The sequence below is a fragment of the Ruegeria sp. CDSA241 genome, from assembly GCF_059611265.1.
The window spans coordinates 98835-112753 of the sequence record NZ_JBXWPF010000009.1; the positions used below are offsets into that span (position 1 = coordinate 98835).

A 13919-nucleotide genomic window follows, 5' to 3' on the forward strand; every position below is an offset into this window, starting at 1 on the left:
GGCAGCGACGTTTTGTTCATGTGTGTTGCCCATCGGATGTTCATGCGGTCGGACCAGAAAAAATTGTGTTAAACTGAAACCGAACTCCTCGTTTTCACCACAATCCCGCTTTGGTATTGGACCGGGCATCAGATCATCCTGTTCAAGAGCCAGGTTTTGGCGTGGGGTGATTTGGTATGATGCTTCAGTTCGGCGGAGTAGTTGCAACAGGGAGCGCAGCGCTCGATTCAGGTATCGGCGATACGGCTTTAGAAACGTTTAACGGGGAAACGTATCTGTACAGCCTGACCGGACAGGGAGGGGGCATTGTTGTATGGCACCTCGTCGAAGGCGCGGTTCCCCAGCAGCAAGACATAGAATATTTCAGTGGTACAATCTCGGGCACAGTTGGACGTTCCGGGGTAATGGTTTCTCTGTTGGGGGGCGATCAGATCGTTCTGGATGTCAGGTCCGCAACCGGCCTTGTCAGCTACGAAATCCTTCCAGACGGATCTATCGGAGAATTACAGGAAACCGGGACCCTGAACGGTGGGGGTGGCTATTCGGCCTTAGTGCAGGTTTCCTTTGGATCGGTCGACATTCTGGCCGTGGCGCAAGAGGGCAGCGGGTTGATTTCGACCTATACGGTCGGCTCAGACGGCTCACTGACCTTTGCGGGGGCCGTTGCAGGTCAGGCCGACTCGATCCAGACCGCTCAGTCCGGGTCGGATCATTTTGTCGTTGCAACCGACGCCACCAGCAATTCGATAACGACCTATTTGGTGGACAGCAGCGCGGGAACCTTGAGCCTCGCAGATTCCGGCGATGGGGTCTCGACCTTGGGCATTGGCGCCCCAACGGCCGTCGAAATTGTGCAGGCGCATGGCCATTCCTGGGTCATCGTTGCTGGCAGCGAAAGCAACACGATCAGCGTCATGGAGCTGTCTGGTGATGGCCGGTTGATACCCACCGATCATGTCCTGGATACACTGAATACCCGCTTTGAATCGGCTCAGGACCTGGCCGTGGTCGAAGTGAATGGTCAGGTGTTTGTCGTGGCCGGGGGAGGCGATGATGGGGTGACACTGTTTACCCTGACACCGGATGGTCAACTGGTCTATCTGGACAGTTTTGCCGATACGTTGAGCACCGGGCTGCAAAATGTCGAATCGCTCAGCGTGGCCCATGTCGGGGACGACATTCAGATCTTTGCCGCCTCACAAGAAGAGGCCGGGTTGACGCAGCTTACTTTTTCGGTCGCTGACCCGGGTATAGTAGCGGACGGTTATGGGACAGTCACTGGAACCGCGCAGAACGATATGCTCAGTGGCAGCATCCTTGATGCCTCTCTACTTGGCGGCGGCGGCGATGACATCCTGATAGCGGGGATTGGGGCCACTACGATGACCGGCGGTTCCGGGTCTGATATCTTTGTGATGCAGACCGGAAGCGCGATGACAACGATTACCGATTTTGAAGTCGGATCGGACAGGCTGGATCTGTTTGACTATCCATTCCTGCGCTCACCTGGACAGCTCACTTTTACGTCCACCGCGCAAGGTGCGCAGATCGGGTATCTGGATAATGTGGTTCAGGTGTTTTCGGCGTCAGGTGCTCCGCTGACCAGTTCAGATGTCTTTGGCGCCGGATTTGGCGGGCCAGACCATATTCCGGTGGATTTGAACGGTTTGGGCGGGCTCGACCCGGACAGTTCGGCAGGCATTCAAGGGAATATTACCATTGATTCACAAGCTGCAAATCCCGGTCTGTCAAACGCTGAAATACGTTTCACCCCGGACGGAGGCGGCACGGTTAGTGTCCAAGCCGACGATGAAGGGAGGTTCGATCTGGATCTGCCTTCGGGCACATTTATCGGTGAACTGGATATCATAAAGTCCTATTCGGCTGGGACCGGCGAGATCACGGCCTTGGACGCATTGCAGGTCTTGCGGCTTTCTGTGGGACTGGACCCGACATGGGGGCAGGCAGCACCGGAAAACCTAATTGCAGCCGATATCAATCAAGATGGCCTCATCAACGCTCTGGATGCGCTGGCTATCTTGCAGATCGCCGTCGGATTGCCCACAGCGCATGAGGCAGAGTGGGTGTTTCTGGACGCAGACGCTGATTTGTCGGGGATCACAAGTTCAAACGTGACCTACGAAACCGGTGTCGATGTCGTCGCGGTAGACGGAGTGATCACGACTGACATGACTTCGATCCTGTTGGGCAATCTCGAAGCGGTTTAAAGACGACGGAATCTATTCCCGGAAGGCCCTGTTAAAGTAATCGGCCATCGGTTTTATCAGATATGAAAACGGGGATCGCTCGTCCGTCTTGATCATCGCTTCGACTGGCATGCCGGGTACAAGACGTTGCCCGTTCAGGCGCTCGATCTGGTTGGCATCAGGTAACATTTCAGCGCGATAAAATGTGTGTCCGGTGTTCTCATCAGTGAACGTATCGGCAGAAATCGTGACAACATGCCCTTCGATTTCGGGGGTTTCGCGTTGGTTGAAGGCGGGAAATCGCAGGAGGGCGGGCTGCCCAATATATACTTGGTCCACATGAATCGCATCTACGCGAGCGGCGATCAGCAGAGGAATTTCCTGTGGTACGACATACATCATCGGTTCTGCCGGCTGTACAACCGAATGCAGTGCAAACACCTGGCTTCCATAGACAGTACCGGAAACCGGCGCCCTAATATCCAGCCGCGATAGACGAACAGCCAGCGAGAGCCTGCGTTCAGACAGTTCGGCGATTTTCGATTGCGCATCGCGTAAGGCGGTGATTGCTTCTTCGCGGCGTGTCGCCTGCAGTTCTACAATCTTGATCTCGGTTGCCGCGATTTGGCCTTTGAGCCGCGCGGCAGCCGCTTCGAGCCTGCCTATTTCACCTGTCAGGCTGGCTTCTTCGCGTTGCAAGGCGGATACCCGACTGGCTTGTGTCAGGCCGCGTTGAAGCAGGCTTTGCTGGTCCTGCAGCTCCTCCTGTATCAGATCGACCTGACGGCGCAGCGAGACCAGTTGCGCCAAGGTGCCCTCGATCTCGCTTTCTATCTGAATGCGTTGCTTGCTCAACTGCTGAGTCTGCTGATTTAGGGTATTCAGACGTGCCTCGAACAGGCGTTGCTGGCCGGCGATCAGCTCAGGGTCAATGTCTTCTTGTTTCTGTACGTCGTTCAGCGCGGATGTCAAAACAGTCAGATCAGTGCCATCGCGTTCGGCCTGAAGCCGCGCCTTTCGGACGAGTAATTCAAACAGCTGCGCCTCAACGATGGTCTTTTCCGAGGTCAGAAACGTGTCATCCAGACGTAACAGAATGTCGCCGCCGGTGACGGAATCACCGTCGCGCACAAAAATCTCGCCGACCACGCCACCGTCTGGATGCTCGACTACCTGGCGGTTGCTTTGAACTTCGATGACGCCCTGCGATACAATGGCGCCTGCCAGCCTGGTCTGCACCGCCCAAAAGCCCAACCCGCCGATTAAAATAGCCAGTGCGAGAAACCCGACCAGAGCAGGAAATGTAATGCGCCAAACAGGGCGCGTTTCATTATGATTGGGCTTTTGCATTACTCACCCACCCGTGCCAGACCTTTTTTGATCGCATTTGCGTTCTGAACCATGGCGCTTAGCACCTCATCGCGGCTGCCGGATTTCACGACCTGGCCATTTTCAACAACAGCAAGATCGTCGCATTCCGAAATGGCCTGTGGTCGGTGCGTCATGATGATGGCTGATTTGCCCGCGGCCTTCAGTTCTCGGATAGCGGTGTTCAATGCCTCAGTGCCATCAGCATCCAGAGCCGAGTTCGGCTCGTCCAGGATCAGCAGGACAGGATCTCCATACAAAGCGCGCGCCAGAGCAATACGTTGCTTTTGGCCACCCGACAGTTGACTGTCATTGCCTTCCAGAAACGTGTCGTACCCCTTTTCCAATGTCAGGATCAGGTCATGAGCCTTGGCTTTCTTGGCTGCAGCGATGACCGCTTCCGAATCCGGGTTTTGGGACATCCGGGCGATGTTTTCGGTCACTGTTCCGTTGAACAAAGTGACTTCCTGCGGCAGATAGCCGATGTGTTGGCCCAAATCATCAGTCCCGTATTGATCCAGTGTAGCGCCTCCAAGCCTGATTTCGCCAACGGCCGGTTTCCACAATCCTAACAGGGCCTTGGCAAGCGTGGATTTTCCTGACCCGCTTTTGCCGATCACGCCCAAAGCTTTGCCCGGTTCTAGTTTCAGTGAAACGTTCCTGAGTGTCGGTAAATCGGCGCCGGGTGGTACAACGGTCAGTCCTTTGGCGATCAGGCGCGCATCTGGTACAGGCAATTTGGTCCGGTCCGGCTCGGGCGGGGTGGTGTCCAGGAATCGGTTCAGTGAAATCCACGCAGATCGCGCACGCTCCACCAATGCCCATTGGCCCACCGCCTGCTCGACCGGGGCCAATGCGCGCCCAAGCAGGATGGACCCTGCAATCATTGCCCCAGGGGACAGTTCGTTTCTTAAAACCAGCAAAGCTCCCAATGCCAGCATGGCAGATTGCAAGAACAGCCGCATCGACTTGGTTAATGAGGTAAAGCTTCCGGTCCAATCGCTGGCCGAGATGGTCTGTCTCAGCGCATCGGTCCTCTGGGTCAGCCAGCGTTGCGAGATGTCGTGCTGCATTCCTTGCGAGCGGACAACTTCTGCGGCTTGTCTGGCATGTTCCGAGAATGAGCCTGCCCGCGCCGAGGCCTGCTGTGCAGCGGCAACCTTTCTATGAGTGAGCGCCTGATTAAGCAGAGCGATGACAATCAGGATCGCGCCACCCGCAACCGCAAGCCATCCAAGCATCGGGTGGAATAGGAAGATTGCTGCCAGAAAAACCGGTGTCCAGGGGATATCCATTACGGCCAGCAAAACAGGTGAGGAACACAGGTTCTGGATTGCCTCAAGGTCGCGCAAGGCAGTGGCTGGGGCTGCACGGGCCTGCGGAACAAGAGATTTTCGCAGCGTTGCCTCGAACACCCGCTCGTCCAGTTGCGACTGGAACCTCGCTCCGAACCGCGCAACGATACGTCCTCGCGCAAAATCCAGCATGGCCATAAGGCTATATAATAGAGCGACAATCAGAAACAGCGCCGTGAGGGTTTCAACCGCCCGAGAGGCAAGGACCCGGTCATAAACCTGCAGCATGAATAAAGGCCCCGTCAGCATCAGCAGGTTGACAAAGATGCTGAACAGGAAGGCCAGTGCCAGAAATGACAGCCCCTTGTTGCGCACCTTGCGCAACTCATGTCTGGCAGGCAGGGACCTGGGAATTTCAGAGCTCACGTTGTTAGCCTTGGGTTACTGTTCGATACGGGCATTTGCGCCTTAATTTCTTGCACATTAGCCTTTGGTAAGCCTAATGCAAATGTGCGACTTACCGGTTCAGGGAAATGGGCTGATATGTCAACATGATCACCACAGTCTCAAGCGGGTTTCTGCCAGACTGGGGCGATGGATCGCAAGGTGCTAACCGCTGCACTCAGATGAGCAACTTACGATCTGTAGGAAAGCAAAAACTGACGAACCTGAATCCGGCGTCAGCCTGAATTCTATTGATGCAGGTCAATGCGCAGCGCCAGCGAATGGCGTTCATGTAGAACCGTTCAGGTCGCCTCGGGGTCATTCATCCTTAGAAATCTCATATTGAGACTGTATGAAGAGACCGGAAGTTTCGAAACCCAATCTCAGCTCTTTTAGGAGTTTGATGACATGAAGCTCAAGTTTCCAACTGCATATACAATTCTGTTTGCGTTGATAGCACTGGTCGCCATTGCAACCTGGTTTGTTCCCGCTGGCCAATATGACCGCGTCGCTAACGAAGCCCTGGGACGCGATGTTCCGGTACCGGGCAGCTATCAGGTTGTCGAGCCCAATCCGCAGGGGTTCTATGATGTCGTACTGGCCCCTATCGGGGGGTTCTATGACCCTGTCAGTTATGAAGCGCGGGCGATTGATGTTGCACTTTTTGTGCTGGTGATTGGCGGTTTTTTGGGAGTTGTAACGCGAACCGGGGCGATTGACGCCGGGATTGCGCGCGCAATGGTGCGTCTGAAGGGGCGCGAGAAATGGATGATCCCCATCTTGATGGCCTTCTTTGCTGCGGGGGGCACAATCTATGGCATGGCCGAAGAGTCACTGGCTTTTTACGCGCTGATTATCCCAGTGATGATTGCCGCGCGCTATGACGCGGTAGTGGGTGTGGCCATCATCATGCTGGGGGCGGGGGTTGGCACGCTGGGATCGACGATTAACCCGTTTGCCACAGTCATCGCCTCGGATGCGGCGGGGGTGCCCTTCACCAATGGCATAATGCTGCGCTTTGCGCTGTTGCTGGCATGCTGGTTGGCCTGTGTGGTCTTTGTCATGCGATATGCAGCCAAGGTCAAAGCCGATCCGGATCTGTCCATCGTTGCCGACAAGCGCGAAAGCAATGAGGCGCATTTCCTCAAAGGTGGCCGCACGGGCGGTGAAGCTCCGACCTTTACGAGTATGCATGGGCTGATCCTTTTGATCTTTGCGGCCAGCTTTGGCGTGATGATCTGGGGTGTCGCGGCAGGAGGCTGGTGGATGGCCGAGATGTCCGGCCTGTTCATTGTGTCCTCGATAATCGTGGGATTGATCGCACGGATCGGGGAAGAGGAATTCACCTCGACCTTCGTTGACGGTGCCCGGGATTTGCTGGGGGTTGCGCTGGTGATCGGGATCGCGCGCGGGATCGTAGTGGTCATGGACGCAGGAAACATCACCGATACCATTTTGTATTGGGCAGAAGGTGCCGTGGATGGTTTGGGCAAAGTGGCCTTTATCAATGCGATGTTCGCCTTGCAGGGGCTGTTGTCCTTCCTCGTCCCGTCATCCTCGGGCCTGGCGGTTCTGACCATGCCGATCATGGCGCCGCTAGCAGACTTTTCCGGCGTAGAACGGTCTTTGGTCGTGACGGCCTATCAGTCAGCCAGCGGTTTGGTGAACCTGATTAACCCCACCTTTGCGGTGGTCATGGGCGGGCTTGCCCTGGGGCGTGTGCCCTATGAACGCTGGCTCAGGTTCATGTGGCCGCTTTTACTGATCCTGATCATCATCATCATGGCCGGGCTCAGCCTTTCCGCGTTGGCATGAGGTCGCATTATGCCCACCGACACCCGATCTAAACCCAAAGGAACCCTTGGGTTCTGGATGTGCACCGCGCTGGTGGTGGGCAATATGATCGGGTCCGGTATTTTCCTGCTGCCCTCTTCTCTGGCCGTGTTCGGGCCAATCTCGATGGCGGGATGGGTTCTGACCGCAGGTGGCGCGATTGTGCTGGCCCTGATCTTTGGACGGCTGGCGCGATTGTCTTCCAATACCGGCGGGCCATACGCTTATGCGCGCGAGGGCTTTGGTGATTTTGCCGGTTTCCTGATTGCTTGGGGCTATTGGATCGCGCTGTGGTCTGGGAATGCCGCCGTTGCCGTCGCCTTTGCTGGCTATCTCAGCTTTATGGTACCCGCCATCGGGGAAACTGCGCTCGCGGGATTGGCGGTCTCACTTGGTGCGATTTGGCTGCTCACCTGGGTCAATCTGCGCGGCGTTCGGCAGGCCGGGATTGTGCAAGTGGTGACCACGGTGATGAAGCTGTCCCCGCTGCTGGTGCTGATCCTGCTGGGCCTGGCTCATGTCCAACCTGAAAACTTCCGGCCGGTTAACCTCAGCGGTATGCCGAACATATCGGCGATCTCGGCCTGCGCGGCGTTGACGCTTTGGGCATTTGTGGGGCTCGAATCCGCAACGGTTCCGGCGGGCGATGTCAGGAACCCTACCAAAACGATCCCTCTTGCGACGATTGTCGGAACCTGTGTTGCCGCATTGGTCTATATCGCCACGACCTATGTGGCGCTTGGGGTAGTACCATCCGGCACGCTGGCCGGAAGCAACGCACCGCTGGCGGATGTTGCGCATGTGATGTGGGGGTTTGGCGGTGCGGTATTCATCGCGGTCGGGGCCTGCGTTTCGACCTTCGGCACGCTCAACGGATTTGTGCTGCTGACCGGGCAAGTGCCACTGGGCGCGGCGCGTGACGGGTTGTTCCCGGCCGGTTTTGCCCGGGTGTCACGGACTGGTACGCCGACATTTGGCCTGATCTCCTCAAGCCTGCTCGCCAGCGCTCTGATCGCTATGAACTATACCCGATCCCTGGCTGAACAGTTTGAATTCATCATTCTGTTGGCCACCCTATCCACGCTGGTTCCCTACCTGCTGTGCGCAGGTGCCGAGATTATGATCCGCGCAAAACGCAAAGAACGCACCCGCCTGCCACCGCAGGCCTTTGTGCTGGCGGGTCTCGGTTTTGTCTATTCATTCTGGGCGATCTTCGGCGCTGGAAAAGACGTCGTTTTCTGGGGCGTCCTTTTGCTGTTGGCTGGGTTGCCCATCCATGTCTGGCTGCGTTGGCAGTCCGGCGCGATTACATCAAAGGAGATATCATGACTGGATTTGGCGCACATTCCGAGATTGGGAAACTTCGAAAGGTGATGGTCTGCGAACCGGGTCTGGCCCATTCCCGCCTGACCCCTGGCAATGCGGCAGAGTTGCTTTATGACGATGTCCTTTGGGTGCACAAAGCCCGCTCTGACCATGCCGATTTCCGCATGAAGATGGAGGATCGCGGGGTTCAGGTTCTAGAATTCCAGACGCTGCTTGCAGAAACGCTGAAGGACAAGGGAGCCCGTAATTGGGTTCTGGACCGCCGCATTACCGAAAATCAGGTGGGCGTCGGTATGCTGAATGAGCTGCGCGGCTGGTTGGATGAGATGGCGGCCAAGGATCTGGCCAGATATCTGATCGGAGGCATCGCGGTCGAAGATATGCCGTTCAAACCCTCAGGTATGTTCGGCAGCTATCTGGGGCCATTGGGCTTTGTGATCCCACCGATTCCAAATACGCAGTTCACTCGTGACAACAGTTGCTGGATCTATGGCGGCGTTACGGTCAACCCGATGTACTGGCCGGCGCGGCGCCCCGAAACCCTGTTGGTGACCGCGATCTACAAGTTCCACCCCGAGTTCCGCGACGCAGATTTCGAGATCTGGTGGGGTGACCCAGACAAGGATCACGGCGCGGCCACGGTCGAAGGCGGTGATGTCATGCCCTGGGGCAATGGCAGTGTGTTGATCGGCATGGGCGAACGTACCAGTCCGCAGGCGGTTGGTCAGGTTGCCCGCGCTCTGTTTGCCAAAGGCGCGGCGGAGAGGGTTGTTGCCTGTCAGATGCCCCGCAGCCGCGCGGCTATGCATCTGGATACAGTGTTCAGCCATTGCGACCGCGAGACCGCGACTGCCTATGTTGATGTCTGTAACGACATCCAGTGCATCAGCCTGCGCCCCGGAAACAAAGAGGACACGATCGACTTCCGGCGCGATGACAAACATCTGTTCGATGTGGCCGCCGAATGTCTGGGGATCAAATCTCTGAACATCGTGCAGACCGGCGGAGACGCATTCAATCAGGAACGCGAGCAGTGGGACGACGGCAACAACGTGGTGGCGTTAGAGCCCGGCGTGGTCGTCGCTTATGACCGCAACACCTATACCAACACGCTGCTGCGCAAGGCGGGGGTCGAGGTGATCACGATCTCGGGCTCGGAACTGGGGCGTGGACGAGGCGGCGGGCATTGCATGACCTGCCCGATCTGGCGTGACCCCGTGGATTATTGAACCCGATTACTGAAAAAGGAGATTGACCAATGGCATTTAACATCAAGGGCCGCAGCTTCCTGAAACTGCTCGATTTCGACCAGCGCGAGCTGCGTTATTTGCTGGACCTGTCGCGCGATCTGAAACGCGCAAAATATGCGGGGTCTGAAATCCAGCATCTGAAGGGTAAGAACATCTGCCTGATCTTCGAAAAATCCTCGACCCGGACCATGTGCGCTTTTGAAGTGGCCGCGATGGATCAGGGGGCTGGCGTCACCTATCTCGGCCCCTCGGGATCACAGATCGGGCATAAGGAAAGCATGAAGGACACTGCCCGCGTGCTGGGTCGCATGTTCGACGGCATCGAATATCGCGGCTTTGGGCAGGAACTGGCGGAAACTCTGGCCGCCAATGCGGGCGTGCCGGTCTATAACGGGCTGACCGATGAGTTCCACCCGACCCAGATGCTGGCCGATCTGCTGACCATGCAGGAATATGGAGAAAAGCCCCTGCATGACATCAAATACGCCTATGTGGGCGACGGGCGGTCCAATATGGGCCATTCGCTGATGATCGCGGGCTGCATGATGGGGATGGACGTCCGCATCGCCGCCCCACGTGATCTGTGGCCGTCCGACGAATTCCGCGGTCCGGCAGAAGAAGCCGCCGCGCGTTACGGCGCGACGCTGACCATCACCGATGATCCTGCGGCCGCCGTGGATGGCGTGGATTTCATCCACACCGATGTCTGGGTCTCGATGGGCGAAGCACCAGAGGTCTGGGACAGCCGGATCAAGCAGCTGACCCCCTATCAGGTCAACAGCGCGTTAATGGCAGCGGCAAACAATCCAAACGTCAAATTCATGCATTGCCTGCCCGCCTTTCACAATACCGAGACTAAAGTGGGCGAAGACATCCACGAGAAATTCGGCATCACCGAAATGGAGGTCACCGAAGAGGTATTCGAAAGCCCCGCCGGTATTCAGTTCGAACAGGCCGAAAACCGAATGCACACAATCAAGGCCGTTCTGGTCGCCACTCTGGGGGCCTGAGTCATGCGCATCGTCGTCGCCCTTGGGGGCAATGCGCTGCTGCGGCGGGGTCAGGCCCTGACTGCCGAGAACCAGCGTGAAAACACGGCCATCGCCGCGCAGGCGCTGGCCACCATTGCCGAGGGGAACGAGTTGATTGTGACCCACGGGAATGGCCCTCAGGTGGGATTACTGGCCCTACAGGGCAACGCCTATAAACCGGATGAGGCCTATCCGCTGGACGTGCTTGGGGCGGAAACCGAGGGCATGATCGGCTATATGATCGAGCAAGAGCTGGGCAACCGTCTGCCGCCCGAGACGCCTCTGGCCACGCTGCTGACCATGATTGAGGTCGATGCCAAGGATCCCGCCTTTGACGACCCCACAAAATTCATCGGTCCGGTATATGACAAACCCGAGGCTGAACGATTGGCCACCGACAAGGGCTGGCAAATTCGTGCGGATGGTGACAAATGGCGACGGGTTGTTGCCTCTCCGCTGCCGAAACGGATTTTTCAAATCAGGCCGATTAAATGGCTGCTGGAACGGCAAACCGTGGTGATCTGTGCCGGTGGCGGTGGCATTCCCACGGCCTATACTTCTCCGGGTTATCTGGAGGGGATAGAAGCGGTGATCGACAAGGATCTGGCCTCGGAGCTGCTGGCCCGAGAGGTCGGGGCCGATTTGTTCATTTCGGCAACGGATGCTGATTGTGCCTATCTGGACTGGGGTACCGATACTCAGCGTGGCATAAAAGCCGCCTCACCAAAGGCCATGGCCAAGTTCAATTTCGCTGCCGGTTCGATGGGCCCAAAGGTCGAGGCCGCCGCCCAGTTTGCGCGGCTTACCGGCAAATCCGCAGCCATCGGCGCACTGGCCGATCTGGCGGATATCGTTGCGGGCAGGAAGGGCACAACCATAAGCAAAGACGCAGCTGAAATCCTATTTCACGACTAACTCAGATGATTGCTGGGGCTGACGGCACTTCTAACAGAACCGCCAGCATGTTCAGTTCCACCTAAGTGGTTCTGTTTGAATTCTGGCAACAAGGGCGAGGCGGCACCGGACGTGTATTCTCCAGAACCAATAACGGCTTGAACTTTCATTTTCTTTGCGCGACTTGAAAGCATGAAGACTTTGAACTGTCCAAACTGCGGTGCGCAAACCCCGATTGCGCTGAAAGGGATAAAGGTTGCCACCTGTGCGTCCTGCGGTACGACGTTGATGATCAATGATGTCCAGGTTCAATCGGCGGGCCAGCAGGGTGAGATGCACGATGCACCGCTTTTGTTTGGGATAGGCGATCAAGTGCAACTGGGTCGAACGTCGACATTGATTCTTGGTCATGCGCGCTATTCCTACGGGCGGGGGTTCTGGGATGAGTTCTGCGGTGTCGATGGTGATGGCCGCACCTGCTGGATATCGCTCGATGAGGGAGATGTCGTTCGGCAGAAACGCTTGACCGAAAAGGACACGCCGAAATTCATGCCTCCGTTCAAGCTGGGCGAAACGCTGGATTTCGACGCGGCCACATTCACGGTTACCGAAGTTGAACATGCCGAATGTATCGCCCTGCGTGGACAGTTCGATGAGGTGCTAAAGGTCGGGGAAAGCCATGAGTTCGTGAACGCATCCGCCGGGGATGAGGCACTGTTGTCCGGCGAATTCTGGCCGGGTCATGCGATCTGGTTCTACGGTCGGTGGTACGACGCATTTGACGTGAAGGTTCAGCGGCAGCCATGACCCGAGATCCAAGTCTTCTTTCGATCAACTGCACCTGCTGCGGCGCCGGTCTGGATGTGCTGGGCGGGGGCAGGGTGATCGTGCAGATCTGTTCCTATTGCGGGGCCGAACTGGATGCACAGAACAACTACCGGACTCTACGCCAGTTCAAGGATCAGAAACGCCCGGAAACCCCGCTTTCGATTGGGATGAGTGGGTCGTTGTATGGTGCTGAGTTCACCATAATCGGTCTGATCGAGCATGCCGAACGCTGGGGCGGACGGGTCTATCAATGGATAGACCATCAGCTCTATTCGCCAACTCACGGCTATGCCTGGCTAACGCTTGAGGCGGGGCATCTGGTGTTTTCCAGACGCTATCGCGGATCGGCCTGGATGTCGGAGCGGTGGGTTGAGACAGCGGAATCTCCTCCCTCTGTGACGACCGAGGATGGGCGCTTTGTGTATTACGAGACCACCACAAGCGCGGTCACCTATGTCGAGGGCGAATTCACCTGGACGCCTTCACTGGGCGAAAAGACAACGACGATTTCAGCGATGTCTGATACGGCGATGCTGGGGTTTTCAACCACTGGGTCCGAGCGTGAGACCTATCGCTTGTTCTATGTTTCGAAACAGCAGGCCGAAGCAGCTTTTGGGGTTTCATTGAACCTGAACCCACATCGGGTGCATCCGCTGCAACCTTTCATCGAGGGCCCAAACTATAGATTTTTGCTGGTCGTATCATTCGTGTTTACGATCCTCTGTCTTGTGATGGCGGTCTCCTTCTCTCAACGATCAGGTGAGAGGGCGATAGAGCGTCAGGCGCTAAAACGTGGCGACTTCCCCGCCGAGATCACAATCCCGCTTGAAGCCAATAGCCAACTGACGAACGTTACCTTTTCGGGCAATGTTGAAAACAGTTGGATCTATCTGGACATCGAGATGCTTGATCCGGACGGAGAGCCGGTGTTCCAGGCGGGTCGAACAATCGAATATTACACCGGTCGCGACTCGGACGGCACATGGCGTGAAGGCAGCAAATTTGCGAGCCTGACGTTTCGGCCAGATCGCACGGGTGATTACACATTGGCACTGGACGTGCCAGAGCAGGGGCTTTGGAACGGACAGGGCGCAGATCATGTGCCCGGGCAGCCGTTCAGCCAGTTGCAAGTCAGTGTCAAAACCGGACTGTCCAGTGGTCTCTGGGCATTTGCGCTGGCCGGGGTTTTTGGAGCGCTGTTCCTGTTCCAGTTCGGGCGCAAATGGATTCATCAACGCGCCCGGTGGTCGGGAACTGATTGGGTAGATGAGGATTAGAGTGACAGCTTTCAGGATCATTTTCATCGTCATTTCGACCCTGGCCGTGGCTGCCACAGGTTATGTCTCGTGGCATGGGTATTGGGCCGAAAGCCGTGACTTGGACACTTCGGTTCGGGTCGGCAGCGGTGGCGGCGGGTACTATCGGTCAAATCGGATAAAATAG

The 13919-nt window shown here is 56.8% G+C and carries 12 protein-coding genes; 9 read left to right on the top strand and 3 right to left on the bottom strand.

Annotated features, from left to right (window positions below):
* The first annotated feature begins 176 nt into the window (after positions 1-176).
* Positions 177-2228 (top strand): beta-propeller fold lactonase family protein, encoded by a 2052-nt coding sequence (locus AC2FJV_RS10185; protein ID WP_496713605.1) that lies wholly within the window; start codon positions 177-179, stop codon positions 2226-2228.
* A gap of 12 nt (positions 2229-2240) precedes the next feature.
* Here the strand turns inward: AC2FJV_RS10185 and AC2FJV_RS10190 are convergent, their stop codons facing one another.
* Positions 2241-3557 carry an HlyD family type I secretion periplasmic adaptor subunit gene (locus AC2FJV_RS10190; RefSeq protein ID WP_496713607.1) on the bottom strand — a complete coding sequence of 439 codons (1317 nt, stop codon included), beginning with the start codon at positions 3555-3557 and terminating at the stop codon, positions 2241-2243.
* Positions 3557-5296: a type I secretion system permease/ATPase gene (locus tag AC2FJV_RS10195; protein ID WP_416383920.1), complete on the bottom strand. Its 1740-nt coding sequence runs from the start codon at positions 5294-5296 to the stop codon at positions 3557-3559. Before AC2FJV_RS10195 ends, AC2FJV_RS10190 begins: the two co-directional genes overlap by 1 nt.
* A gap of 426 nt (positions 5297-5722) precedes the next feature.
* Between AC2FJV_RS10195 and AC2FJV_RS10200 the strand changes: the two genes are divergently transcribed.
* The 5 genes from AC2FJV_RS10200 to arcC are packed head-to-tail and all read left to right on the top strand — an operon-like array spanning position 5723 to position 11669.
* Positions 5723-7129, top strand: a complete 1407-nt coding sequence (locus AC2FJV_RS10200; protein WP_496713609.1) for a YfcC family protein — start codon at positions 5723-5725, stop codon at positions 7127-7129.
* Positions 7130-7138: 9 nt separating this feature from the next.
* Complete coding sequence (locus AC2FJV_RS10205) at positions 7139-8476, top strand: amino acid permease (protein WP_496713611.1); 1338 nt, start codon at positions 7139-7141, stop codon at positions 8474-8476.
* A complete protein-coding gene (locus AC2FJV_RS10210) occupies positions 8473-9702 on the top strand; it encodes an arginine deiminase (RefSeq protein WP_142636397.1) in 1230 nt (409 codons plus the stop codon). Before AC2FJV_RS10205 ends, AC2FJV_RS10210 begins: the two co-directional genes overlap by 4 nt.
* Before the next feature lie 29 nt (positions 9703-9731).
* On the top strand, positions 9732-10733 hold the full coding sequence (gene argF / locus AC2FJV_RS10215; RefSeq protein WP_142636395.1) for an ornithine carbamoyltransferase: 1002 nt from the start codon (positions 9732-9734) through the stop codon (positions 10731-10733).
* A gap of 3 nt (positions 10734-10736) precedes the next feature.
* Complete coding sequence (gene arcC / locus AC2FJV_RS10220; protein ID WP_281972893.1) at positions 10737-11669, top strand: carbamate kinase; 933 nt, start codon at positions 10737-10739, stop codon at positions 11667-11669.
* On the opposite strand, the gene AC2FJV_RS10225 is transcribed toward arcC, so the two are convergent.
* The gene (locus tag AC2FJV_RS10225) at positions 11666-11944 is read right to left on the bottom strand and encodes a hypothetical protein (protein WP_496708006.1); all 279 of its coding nucleotides are present in this window, start codon (positions 11942-11944) and stop codon (positions 11666-11668) included. The two genes, arcC and AC2FJV_RS10225, sit on opposite strands and share 4 nt — an antisense overlap.
* Here AC2FJV_RS10225 and AC2FJV_RS10230 point away from each other — a divergent pair.
* From AC2FJV_RS10230 to AC2FJV_RS10240, 3 genes are read left to right on the top strand one after another with little or no spacing between them, the layout of a single operon-like run.
* Positions 11937-12455 (top strand): DUF4178 domain-containing protein, encoded by a 519-nt coding sequence (locus AC2FJV_RS10230; RefSeq protein ID WP_496713613.1) that lies wholly within the window; start codon positions 11937-11939, stop codon positions 12453-12455. The two genes, AC2FJV_RS10225 and AC2FJV_RS10230, sit on opposite strands and share 8 nt — an antisense overlap.
* The gene (locus tag AC2FJV_RS10235; protein WP_496713615.1) at positions 12452-13753 is read left to right on the top strand and encodes a DUF4178 domain-containing protein; all 1302 of its coding nucleotides are present in this window, start codon (positions 12452-12454) and stop codon (positions 13751-13753) included. Before AC2FJV_RS10230 ends, AC2FJV_RS10235 begins: the two co-directional genes overlap by 4 nt.
* 1 nt (position 13754) lies before the next feature.
* Positions 13755-13919: a hypothetical protein gene (locus AC2FJV_RS10240; protein ID WP_496689284.1), complete on the top strand. Its 165-nt coding sequence runs from the start codon at positions 13755-13757 to the stop codon at positions 13917-13919.